At 57.9% G+C, this 11,244-nt stretch carries 6 protein-coding genes; 3 read left to right on the top strand and 3 right to left on the bottom strand.

Features of this window, described 5'->3' with window-relative positions:
* Positions 1-47: 47 nt before the first annotated feature.
* Positions 48-1,175 (bottom strand): branched-chain amino acid ABC transporter substrate-binding protein, encoded by a 1,128-nt coding sequence (locus ACWHXD_RS22970; RefSeq protein ID WP_003193533.1) that lies wholly within the window; start codon positions 1,173-1,175, stop codon positions 48-50.
* Between the two features lie 341 nt (positions 1,176-1,516).
* On the opposite strand from ACWHXD_RS22970, the gene ACWHXD_RS22965 reads away from it, so the two are divergent.
* Positions 1,517-1,822: a DUF2288 domain-containing protein gene (locus ACWHXD_RS22965; protein WP_138762403.1), complete on the top strand. Its 306-nt coding sequence runs from the start codon at positions 1,517-1,519 to the stop codon at positions 1,820-1,822.
* A gap of 251 nt (positions 1,823-2,073) precedes the next feature.
* Positions 2,074-6,291 (top strand): dermonecrotic toxin domain-containing protein, encoded by a 4,218-nt coding sequence (locus ACWHXD_RS22960; protein ID WP_138762402.1) that lies wholly within the window; start codon positions 2,074-2,076, stop codon positions 6,289-6,291.
* Positions 6,292-6,346: 55 nt separating this feature from the next.
* Here the strand turns inward: ACWHXD_RS22960 and ACWHXD_RS22955 are convergent, their stop codons facing one another.
* Together ACWHXD_RS22955 and ACWHXD_RS22950 are read right to left on the bottom strand one after the other, a co-directional pair.
* The gene (locus tag ACWHXD_RS22955) at positions 6,347-8,611 is read right to left on the bottom strand and encodes a putative bifunctional diguanylate cyclase/phosphodiesterase (RefSeq protein WP_138762401.1); all 2,265 of its coding nucleotides are present in this window, start codon (positions 8,609-8,611) and stop codon (positions 6,347-6,349) included.
* 139 nt (positions 8,612-8,750) lie between these two features.
* Complete coding sequence (locus ACWHXD_RS22950) at positions 8,751-9,119, bottom strand: YkgJ family cysteine cluster protein (protein WP_032895678.1); 369 nt, start codon at positions 9,117-9,119, stop codon at positions 8,751-8,753.
* Positions 9,120-9,372: 253 nt separating this feature from the next.
* On the opposite strand from ACWHXD_RS22950, the gene ACWHXD_RS22945 reads away from it, so the two are divergent.
* Complete coding sequence (locus ACWHXD_RS22945; protein ID WP_138762400.1) at positions 9,373-10,719, top strand: spinster family MFS transporter; 1,347 nt, start codon at positions 9,373-9,375, stop codon at positions 10,717-10,719.
* Positions 10,720-11,244 lie beyond the last annotated feature (525 nt).

Genomic DNA, 11,244 nt, shown 5'->3' with positions numbered 1-11,244 from the left:
AAAGCCCACTGCTTGCACAGTGGGCTTGTTGACCAGTAACGCCTGGCTTACTGAGGGGAAACTTCGGTTTTTGGTTTACCGAAGTGCCATTCGTAGACCACGAACTTGAAGTCCTTCAGGTCGCCCTTGGCGTCGAAGCTCAGGTCGCCCGTAGGGGTCTTGAAGGTACCGGCGTGGATGGCCTCGGCCACTTTGGCGGTGTCTTCGCTTTTGGCCGCAGCAATACCACCGGCAATCACTTCAACTGCCGAGTAGGCCGGGAACACGAACGGACCGGTTGGGTCCTGCTTGTTCTTGGCGAACTCTTCAACGATGGCTTTGTTGGCTGGGTCGGTGTCGAAGGATTTCGGCAGGGTTACCAGCAGCCCTTCGGAAGCGCCCTGGGCGATTTGCGAGATGGAGTCGTTACCCACGCCCTCTGGGCCCATGAACTTGGCGTTCAGGCCTTTTTCCTTGGCTTGGCGCAGGATCAGGCCCAGCTCAGGGTGGTAGCCGCCGTAGTAGACGAAGTCGACGTTGGCTTGCTTGAGTTTCTGGATGATCGAGGAGAAGTCTTTGTCACCGGCGTTCAGGCCTTCGAAGACGGCAACCTTGGTGCCTTTTTCTTCAAGGGTCTTCTTCACGGCGCTGGCGATGCCTTCACCGTATTGCTGCTTGTCGTGCAGTACGGCGACGATTTTCGGCTTCACGTGGTCGGCGATGTAGTTGCCGGCCGCTGGGCCTTGCGCGCTGTCCAGGCCGATGGTGCGGAAGATCAGCTTGTAGCCACGGGACGTGATTTCAGGGCTGGTGGCAGCCGGGGTAATCATGATGACGCCTTCGTCTTCATAGATATCCGACGCTGGCTGAGTGGAGCTGGAGCAGAGGTGGCCGACGACGAACTTGACGCCGTCATTGACCACTTTGTTGGCAACGGCCACGGCTTGTTTAGGGTCGCAAGCGTCGTCGTATTCCTTGGCTTCAAGCATCTTGCCGTCTACGCCGCCCTTGGCGTTGATGTCTTTGATGGCTTGCTTGGCACCCATGAATTGCATGTCGCCGTATTGCGTCACCGGACCGGTCTTGGGACCGGCGATGCCGATCTTGATGGTGTCGGCTGCGAACGAATGGCCGGCAACCCCAGCCAGGACCATAGCGGCAAACAGTTTGGAAATCTGCTTAGTAGCCTTATTCATAGTGCTCCACTCTTACTGTTGTATTTTTTATAGTTCTAGCGGCCTTGTGAGCTGCAGAACCGGATCAGATATCGCGGATATCCCCCCGGCATTGCCCTGGCAACTGTACCGGTACAGTGTAGAGCGCTGGCTGATGGCTTGAAAAGCTGGCAGCTGGGGGCAAAACCTGGGTATGTCGCTTAAATGAAAGAAAAAGACAGAATCGCGGCGGGTTGCGAACAGCTTTCAAGGCATTCCTTGGCTTTCCTGGCACTTTCAATCGCTACTTCATTTGCTACTGGGTTTTTCTGCCTGAGCGACGGGGCTATGATTGCGCCGATTTTTTACTCAGGTGAATTCCCATGACGCAAGAACCAAGCACCCTCTATGCCAAGCTGCTCGGTGAAACCGCCGAAATTTCCTGGAAGGAGCTTGAGCCGTTCTTTGCCAAGGGTGCCCTATTGTGGGTCGATGCCAGCCTGGATTTGATCGAGGCAGCCGAGGGAATGGCCGAAGACAACCGTGACAAAGTCGCCACCTGGCTAGCCGCCGGGAGCCTTGGCGAAGTGTCTGCGACGCGGGCATTGGACCTGGTTGAACGGGATCCGAGTTTATGGGCGGTGGTGGTCTCGCCCTGGATACTGATCCAGGAAAGGGCACGACTCTGAGGCGCTGCACTTATTTGGCGCGAACTTACGGAGGGTTAAAGTGTGTAATCGAGTAGCGTGATGGCTCTTTGCCGTGAAGAAACGTCACACGCCAGGGTGACGTTAACGTCACGGGCACAGTTGTATGCCTTCTGCCACGCCGTTTTAATTGTTATAGGGTATGTCAGGATCTTCCCGGTAAGTATGTAACGCTGTTTCCAGCGACACATCCGTAATTCTCAGCCCTGAAATCATTGACTCAGGGCTCGACCATGCAACCGACTTACCGATTGTCCTCCACGCCTGCCGCAAGCCTTGCGGCGACGCAGGACAACGAATACAAGACCCATTACCGCGACCAACTCCAGGGCATCGACACCACACTGCAGTTCCTGCGGTCTCGCCCCACCTTCTCGGCTTTTATCAATGAACGGGTAAATGCGACGTTCACGTCCACCGCAAACCTGGACGCGTCTCGGGTATTTATCAAAAGCGATCCGAGCGACGTTGTGGTTGCGCAGGACGCCGTTCAGGCGACTCGGCTGCTTCCTAGCGTGATGGATGCTGTCATCAGACGAATCGTTGACCAGCAACCCGCGTCTTTTGCCAGCCGCAGCACTACTTTTACCTTTGACCGCGACGAGGAAGCCGACGAGCAGTTGCCCTCATCGCTGACACCGGCTGCATTTGACACGTTTCTCGATGAACTGTCGGCTTCGCTGCAGACGGCCTACCGGGCGTGCCTGGATACTTTCTGGAAACAGGCAGTCAGTACGACCGACCCGCGCTTGCCCCAGGATTCTGTGATCTCGGCACGTAGCAAACAGATAAGCGTAGAGGCTTCGTTGCTCAGGGCCGATGGAACGCTGAACACCAACGGCTTGCGCCTGGTCGAGACGTTCGTGGCATATCCCGATGCGGTCGCGCGGCAAGCAAGGCCCAACAGGCCAGCGGCCTACGCCGTGGTGTTGAAGGGCGCAGGTACTGGCGCTGATATGCCTTTGCAGGGTGCGGTGATGCTGACCGCTAGGGATCCTTTCGATTCGTCCTCCAACAGGAGTAAGCCGCTTGCACCGCTGGTGGCTCGCCCGGTAACAACCAGCGTCAATGTGGGTATCGTCGTTTTGTTTACACCTAATCGCGGCCTCGAGGCGTTCCAGTCCTTGGCGCTTCTGGATCAGGAACTGCATCGGCGATTAAACACCGACTACGAGTTCGATGGCCTCTTCTCCCTGCTTGCGGACAAACACTACGAGCCGGCGACGGCCCTGCGTGATAAGGCACAGACCACCGGTTGCTTTGACTACCAAGAAATCCTTGAATCAGTCTTCAGCGCCAGCGTAGCGGCGCAGTATGAAAAGCTGGTCGATGATTTTGCGTTCATGGTGAGTCGGTATCAGCGAAGGGGCACCGATGAAGACTTCAGCCAGCTGCCAGTCAGCCTGGATCGAACCATGGACATGCAAAAGTGCTTCGGCGTCAGCGAGGTGTTGCGCGCTCGTGAAACCAAACGCTCCAAGGCCGAACTCGAGCAGTTTTTAAGCGCGGCCTCAGAGGCCGATAAACTGGCCTGGGCAGCGGCCGCGCGTGACTACCTGGGCGAACTTGAACGTGCTTATACCGGGGAGGGGCTGCCCTCGGTTTTACAGTATGGTGACCAGCAGACGCTATTGGCCTACAGCAGTGAGCAACTGGCCCAGGCGCTGGAAAACCAGTACGGCATCGAGACGGACCCGTGCGATATTCAGGTCACTGTTCGTCGGCCCAACCCCGCGTCTGGTCTTTATTTTCCCGGCGCCAGGCCCAATCCGCAGAGTGGCCAGCCGCACTATTCCACTGACACTAAAAGCCTGGCGGCGCTGGCCCTGGAAAATGTCGACTATCTGGACGAGGTGTTTGTGGCCAAGTCCCAATTGAGCCTGTACGGGGAACCCTACACGGCGTTGACCACGCAACAGGTCAAGGATCTGGTACGTGACGTGGATATTGGCGGCTCCTACATTGAGTTTCTCAATAAACGTCTTCTGACATCGGCCGAAGCCAAGCAGCTCAAGCAGAGTTTCGTCGACGTCATGTGCAAGCAGCTCAGGGTCGATGGGATTGAAGCCAAGATTGCCAAGGACTTTACGAGCGACAGTTATGCACGGGTCAAAAGCGTGCTTGACCACCCCACTGAGACTGCGGAGCGGGCCAAGGTGGGGGGCTATGAAGTCAGCGTTTCGGCGCTTTATATACGTGATATTCACGTGCGCGGTGTCCTGGCGGTTACCTGCGCCAACCCGAAAAACAATGTGATCGCCTTGTATACCCCACGGTCCCCGGATGGGCGCGCCTTTCGCGAATACACCGGTATGACCCAACTGCTGGATCAATTCGTCAATAACAATGCGTGGCAGGATTATTTATTTGAGCGCATGGATGGTTCTGCGCTGCCACGACTGCGAACCACATTCAGAAGAGGGATTTTCCGAAGCGAGATCTCTCTGTGGGGAATCAAGGGCAATTTTCTGGAGCGGGCCTACGATTTCGAGGCCCGCGCTGCCATCGCTCAGGCTGACCGCAAGACCACCAGTACCCATGAGTCAAATGTGCGCAGCACCTGGACGGTAATCGAAGGGTTGGTTGAAGTGGCGTTAGCGATTTTCCCGGTCAAGGTGACGTTTGTCATTGGCTTGGTGCGCAGCGCAATGGCGTTGAGTGCCGCCCTGGATGCTTTGCAAAATGATGACAGCGTGGGGGCGACTCATGAGTTTGTCAGGGCATTCGGCTATATGGTGGGGGCGTTGATTGACGGTGCGGTGGGGTTCGCGCCTGTGCGCCTTCCTTCGGCGCGGCCAGGCTTGCCGCACCAGATGGCGCTCAACGCGGCGCCCAAGGACGTCACGCCATTGGCCGGCTGGGAAAGCCAAGGGTTTTATACCCGCGCGGGAAAAGGCTCGACGCCCGGACAGCATTTCCTCAAGGAAAAGGACCAGTGGTTCAAGGTCATCTATGACGAGACGACGTCAATCGGAACCTGGCGTTTGCAGAGCCCTCGTCGAGACGGTCGGCATCACTATCACCTGCCGCCTATTACTCGCAACACGGCTAACGAATGGATCATACGCTCGCCCGAGAGTGGCCTGAGGGGCGGTTATCACTCGCGTATGGCACGTGATGACCTGATGCGGCTCTACCCAGACCTGGGTGATGTGCAAGCGGCACGGGTCCTGGATTCGTTCGAGTTTCCCGCCGGGCGGGAACGGGCCATGGAGCTTCGTCTGGTGCGGCGTCTGGGGGATGGCCCGCTGGAATTGCAAGCCATTGGGCTGCGCGATATTCCTGTCGAATTTCGTCAATACCTCAATGCGACCACGACGCTCGATCAGGCCAGGCTGCGGCTACAGGGTATAGACCCAGGGCGTACCGCCCCTGTTGCCCTGCCGGCGGCGCGCGCGAGTGTCATCGTGACTCAGCAATGGAAGTCCTGGGGCACGAAGATTGATCCTGCCTTGCTGCAACGTAAGTCTGATATGTTCAGTATCTGGGAGTACAAACCGGTTTACAGCCAGCAATCGGGTTGGTCTCAGCTCGAAGGCAACTTTATTAAAATCGATGATCTTTACTATCGCACCCATGAGAATCCGCTGTGGTTTGCCGACAATGTAAGTATCTACAAGCCGGGTACCACCTATGACGACTTTGACAGCTTTGAACTGATGTTGCGCAACAACCCCACCGAACAACCGATGATCGCCACCTATGATCGGGCCGCCTACTTACGGGGAGCACAAAGCTGGGAGGTCATCGAAAGAAGACCGTTTGAGAAAACCATCACGGCCTATGTTCAAGAGGCGTTTCCAGACTTGACTTCAGTGAGCCACACGCAGATCGCTCGGGCTGTATTCAATAAGTATCGCAAGGACTACAAGTATGTGGACATGCTGCGGGTATGGCGTACTGGGCAGACAGCCTTGGATACCCCTTTGTCACTGCTCGAACCGACGCGGCACACGATAGGATCGAACCCGAGGATTCCTCTGGGGCGCGCGCACGAAGGTACGCAGCCAGCAGCCTGGCGGCGTGTGGATTTTGCTTCGGATCGCTTTGAACCGCACTTCAATCACGCCGTCACGCGTCCGGGGCCGGTGACGCTGCGGGCATTGATGACCGAAGTAATGGCCAAGGTTGCCCATGGAGAGCTTCTGGAGGTGTCAGGCACCAAACTGCTGTTCAGGCGAGCAGGGGACGATAGGTTGTATTGTTTGCACCTGGTCGATACGTCGGGGGCGTTTATCGCTGACCGGGCGTTCCGAAGAACCTTACATCGATCCCTGGACTATCGGGGGGTGAATAGGGGGCAATTTGGGCTGCAGTACACCAGTTTCACAAATACGGACTTCGGTACGGCGCTGCATCACCAAAAGGTCATGAATCTGATTGGCGGACTCCAACACAACAGGCGTAGCGTCCAGCCCTCCCAGCTGTTCATTATCAGGTTGGATACCTAGCGCTTGGTTCTAGGTGTCTCCCCTGCACACGGCTTGTTTTGGGCAGCAGACGCTATCAGCGAATCGGCCTGACAATAGACTGCGAACCCATTCGTTCCGTAGCAGGATCCTTGGGGGCAGGGGTTTCGCTGTTGGTTTCCACGCTGAGCGGGTACAGCGGATTGCGCATGGCAATCCCCTGCATCACGCCGATGATGGCGTCGAAGGGCACCGCCGGGCTGAGCAGGTAGCCCTGGATGTAGTCACAGCCATGCTTGAGCAACAGCTCGAACTGCGCCTGGGTTTCCACGCCTTCGGTGACCACCTGCAAGTGCAGGGTGTGGGCCATGCCAATAATCGCCTGGACAATTTCACTGTCTGCGGTGGATTTGGGGATGTCCTGGATAAACGAGCGGTCGATCTTCAAGGTGTTGAGCGGCAAGCGCTTGAGGTAAGCCAGCGACGAATAGCCGGTGCCGAAGTCATCGATGGCCAGTGACACACCCAGGGCGCGAATCTGCCGCAACAGGGCCAGGGTGCTGCTGATATTGCCCATCAACGCGTTTTCAGTGACTTCCAGTTCCAGGCGGTTGGTGCCGATGCCGGCGAAGCGCAGGGCGTCTTCGATTTCATCGGCCAGTTCGTCACGCGCCAGGTTCAACGCCGAGCAGTTCACCGCCATGATCAACTCGGTGTAGCCTCGGTCAGACAACAGGCTCAGGTCGTGACAGGCCTGGCGCAATACCCAGTGGTCCAGTTCGGCGATCAGCCCGTTGTTCTCGGCAATGCCGATAAAGCGGTCCGGGGCCAGCAGCCCGTGTTGGGGGTGTTGCCAGCGCACCAGGGCTTCCAGGCGCGTGACCTTGCCCAGCTTCATGTCAAAGATGGGTTGATAAAACAGCACCAACTGGCTGCGCGTACGCAAGGCGGCGCGCAGTTCTTCTTCCAGTTGCAGCTCAAGAAAGGCACGGGTTTTAAGGTTGGAACTGAAGAAGTTCAGACAATTGCGCCCGGCATCCTTGGATTGGTACAGCGCCAGGTCGGCGGTTTTAAGCAGTTCTTCGCAGGTGTGGCCGTCTTCGGGAAACAGGCTGATGCCGATGCTGGTGGTCATCACCATGCGCCGGCCGGCCAGTTCGATGGGCTCTTTCATCTTCTGCATGATGCGCTGGGCCATGTTTCGGGCTTCGTCGCGGTGATGAATATTGACCAGGATGCAGAACTCATCGCCGCCAAAGCGTGCCACCACATCTTCATGGCTGCGTATCGAACCCTTGATATGCCCGGCCAGCACCGTGAGCAGCTGGTCGCCCGCATCATGGCCCAGGCTGTCATTGATACGTTTGAAGTGATCTATATCGAGGAAGATCACCGCCATCATGCCCTGAGTGCGGGTTTTTTCCGCGACTTTCTCCGCGAAGATCTGATTGAAACCACGGCGGTTGAGCAGGCTGGTCAACGCGTCGAAATGGGCCACTTGCTGCAGCGAGGCGCGGGCCTGGTCGAGTTCGCTGAGCAGCGCGTTGACCCGGCGCAGGTCGCGCTCCTTGTGTTGCAGCTTCTTGTCGGCCAGGGCTGCGCTGACGCTGCTGCCGATCACCAGCAAGGTGATCATCGCGACTGAAAGGCCCAGTTGAATCGGGTTGTCATCGGCCCGCAACGACAGGTCCGTGCCGCTGGGCACCAGCATTTGCATGGCCGCCATGCCGGTGAAGTGCATGCTCAGGATCCCGGCACCCAGCACCAGGCTGGCGGCGTATTTGAGCAGTTGGTGAAACACGCCGGCCCCATTGCGCAGGTAACTGGACAGCAACAACGCCGCCAGGCTGGCGCCCATGGCAATCGCCACCGAGGCCAAAAACAGCCGTGTTTCGAAGTACACCTGGGCCTGGGAACGCATGGCTGACATGCCCACGTAGTGCATCAGCGCGATACCCAGCCCCATCCACACCGAAGCCACCAGGTACTGATGAAAACGCAGGTGGGTATGACTGAGGGTCTGCATGGCGAGCAACGAAGCGATCAGGGCGATCAGCAGCGAGGCGAAGGTCAAGATCAATTCGTAGTGAATGGCAATGGGGGCCTGGAAGGCCAACATGCTGATGAAGTGGGTCGACCAGATGCCACCTGCCAGGCATCCCGCACCCAGCCAGCGCCAATGGCGGCGGGCGGTGGGGTCTTCGACATGGCCGACACGTTCGGCCATGTCCAGGGTACCGAAACCCGCCGCGCAGGCGACCAGGTACGCCAGCAGCACCAGAAACGGGTTATGACTGCAATTGAGCAATAAATGCCCGCTGCCTGGAAGGTCGGTAAAAAAATGCTGCCCCAGCCATTCCATAGCTTATCCCGTCACAGAGCCCTGTCACTGCCAGCGGCGATGACCTATGAGCTCGAGTATAGGAGTCTCTCGAGCTTTGCTATCACTAATGGCGTTTTGATCTCAAATTATTTTGATATGCCTTCCATAGCGTTTGGTGCTAAGCGCTGATGGGCAGGTCGAGTTCGAAGTGCGGGGCCTCCAGCGGGGCCAGGCCAAATGCGGCACGGGCGGCGTCGCAATCGACATTTTGCACGCCCTGGCTCCAGGACGCCTCGAACTCACGGCAGACACTGGAGCGTTGTTCATAAATTGAGCAACTGGTGGCCTGTCCGACTTCACCTTCAAGGCTGGCGCACCGTGCCGGCTTGCGGTCGGTGCCGATCATCGCCACGCGGCTGGGGTTGATCTGCACCACTAGCTCATCGGGCACCGTGCCCCCGGACGAGGCGCACTCACCCCAAAAGAAAGACACGCGAAAGTGTGAACAGCAGGCACCGCAATTCAGACACGGACTGGCTTCGGACATGGGCGTCATCAATAAGAAAAGTAGGAGGAGGGTGCTGCGAAAGGCTCGCCATTCTATCCGTGCCATGGCCGTTGGGAAGAGGGGCACGCACTTATATTTTCGTGGGCAAAATCCCCGGTTGCCTGGGTGAAATCATGCCCTATCAGCTTTACGAATCATTACAGACAATCACCGCCAGCCTGACTATGTTGCAGTGACCTGAGCAGGATGCATCGGGCATCGCAGCTCTCATAACAATAAAAGAGACGGACCCATGCAGAACTCGACCCAAGCGGCGAATGCCTGGCGCATTCTGTTCCTGCTGTTCCTCGCCAACCTGTTCAATTTCTTTGACCGTACCATTCCCGCGATCATCATCGAGCCCATCCGCATGGAATGGCACTTGAGCGATTTTCAGCTCGGTATCATCGGCACCGCCTTTACCATCGTCTACGCCATTGCCGGGCTGCCGCTGGGGCGCCTGGCCGACACCGGCTCACGCAGCAAGTTGATGGGCTGGGGCTTGTTCGCCTGGAGCGGGCTGACGGCGGTCAATGGCATGGTCGGCAGTTTCTGGACCTTCCTGTTGGTGCGCATGGGCATTGGCATCGGCGAAGCCAGCTATGCACCGGCGGCCAATTCGCTGATTGGCGACCTGTTTCCCGCCCACCGCCGCGCCCGGGCCATGGGGATTTTCATGCTCGGCTTGCCGTTGGGCCTGTTGCTGGCGTTCTTTACCATCGGTGCGATGGTCAAGGCGTTCGACAGCTGGCGCGCGCCCTTCTTTATTGCGGCGGTGCCGGGGCTGATCCTGGCGGTGTTCATGTTCTACATAAAAGAACCCAAGCGGGGGGCAGCGGAAACCGTGCAAGTCTCCCAGGAGCGCGTCGACCGCCCGATCCGCCGCGTGCTGGCTGTGCCGACTTTTCTGTGGCTGGTGCTGGCCGGGTTGTGTTTTAACTTTGCTACCTATGCGTGCAACTCATTCCTGGTGCCGATGCTGCAACGCTATTTCCTCATGCCGTTGCAGGACGCGGCCGTCGCAACCGGCGTCATCGTCGGCCTGACCGGCCTGGTGGGATTGACGCTGGGTGGCTGGATTGCCGACAAGATTCACCAACGGGTCGCCAATGGTCGATTGTTGTTTGCTGCGTTCAGCTTGATCATCTCCACGGTCACCACCGCCTGGGCATTGCACGCCGGACGTGTCGAGATCGGGGTGTTTGTGGCGCTGTTCAGTGTGGGTTGGTTGTTTGCCTACAACTTCTACACCTGCGTGTATACCGCGATCCAGGACGTGGTCGAGCCGCGTTTGCGCGCGACAGCGATGGCGCTGTTTTTTGCTGGGCTGTATTTGCTCGGCGGTGGCATGGGGCCGGTGGTGGTCGGGGCATTGTCCGATCACTTTGCTCATTCGGCGATGTATGCGGACGGGGCGCAGCAGATGACGGAGGCTTATAAAGCAGTGGGCTTGCATGACGCCATGTACCTGATTCCGGTGGCGCTGTTCTTGACCATGCTGTTTCTGTTCCAAGCCTCGCGCAGTTTTGTGCGCGATGCCAAGCGGATGAAGGAAGGGTTGAGTGCGGTTGAGGTGCCGGCGGTTGCGGCTACAGCTTGAGATCGAGGTGACCCTTTCGCAGGCAAGCCAGCTCCCACCTTTGACCGAGTTGACTGAACCTTGTGTGGTCAATTGTGGGCGCCGGGCTTGCACCCATCTACCTGGCACACCACGATCAACCTGTGGGAGCGGGCTTGCTCGCGAAGGCGGCCTGACAGTCAACACAGTTGGACCGGGTACATATCCGTTATTTAGGTAACGGCCACTTAGGGTTCCGCCCTGACGGCGGCTCACTTTTGAAAAGCGCAAAAGTAAGCAAAACGCTCTTGCCCCACCACTCGGCACCTCGCTTAGGCTCGGTGTGCCCGAACACAGGCTTGAATCCGTGGGCCGCCGCCACGCGCCATCCATGGCGCGGGGCGGCTAACCCGGCGTCCTGCCGGGTTACCCACGAATTCAAGCCTGCGTTCGGCCAGCGTGGTTTAACGGGGCGCCTGAGATCAAGATCACAAGCAGAGCAAGAGCAAGAGCAAGAGCGGCTCGCTTCGCATCGTGGTTACCGTGGATCGCTTCAGATACCTATGC

The organism is Pseudomonas fjordensis, from assembly GCF_976987115.1.
Note: the sequence above shows the minus strand (reverse complement) of the source record. Positions and strands in the feature narration are given on the sequence as shown.

What these genes read in the sequence shown, in the direction of transcription:
- ACWHXD_RS22970 (WP_003193533.1), bottom strand. Translation starts at nt 1,175, where the DNA reads ATGAATAAGGCTACTAAGCAGATTTCCAAACTGTTTGCCGCTATGGTC.
- ACWHXD_RS22965 (WP_138762403.1), top strand. Translation starts at nt 1,517, where the DNA reads ATGACGCAAGAACCAAGCACCCTCTATGCCAAGCTGCTCGGTGAAACC.
- ACWHXD_RS22960 (WP_138762402.1), top strand. Translation starts at nt 2,074, where the DNA reads ATGCAACCGACTTACCGATTGTCCTCCACGCCTGCCGCAAGCCTTGCG.
- ACWHXD_RS22955 (WP_138762401.1), bottom strand. Translation starts at nt 8,611, where the DNA reads ATGGAATGGCTGGGGCAGCATTTTTTTACCGACCTTCCAGGCAGCGGG.
- ACWHXD_RS22950 (WP_032895678.1), bottom strand. Translation starts at nt 9,119, where the DNA reads ATGTCCGAAGCCAGTCCGTGTCTGAATTGCGGTGCCTGCTGTTCACAC.
- ACWHXD_RS22945 (WP_138762400.1), top strand. Translation starts at nt 9,373, where the DNA reads ATGCAGAACTCGACCCAAGCGGCGAATGCCTGGCGCATTCTGTTCCTG.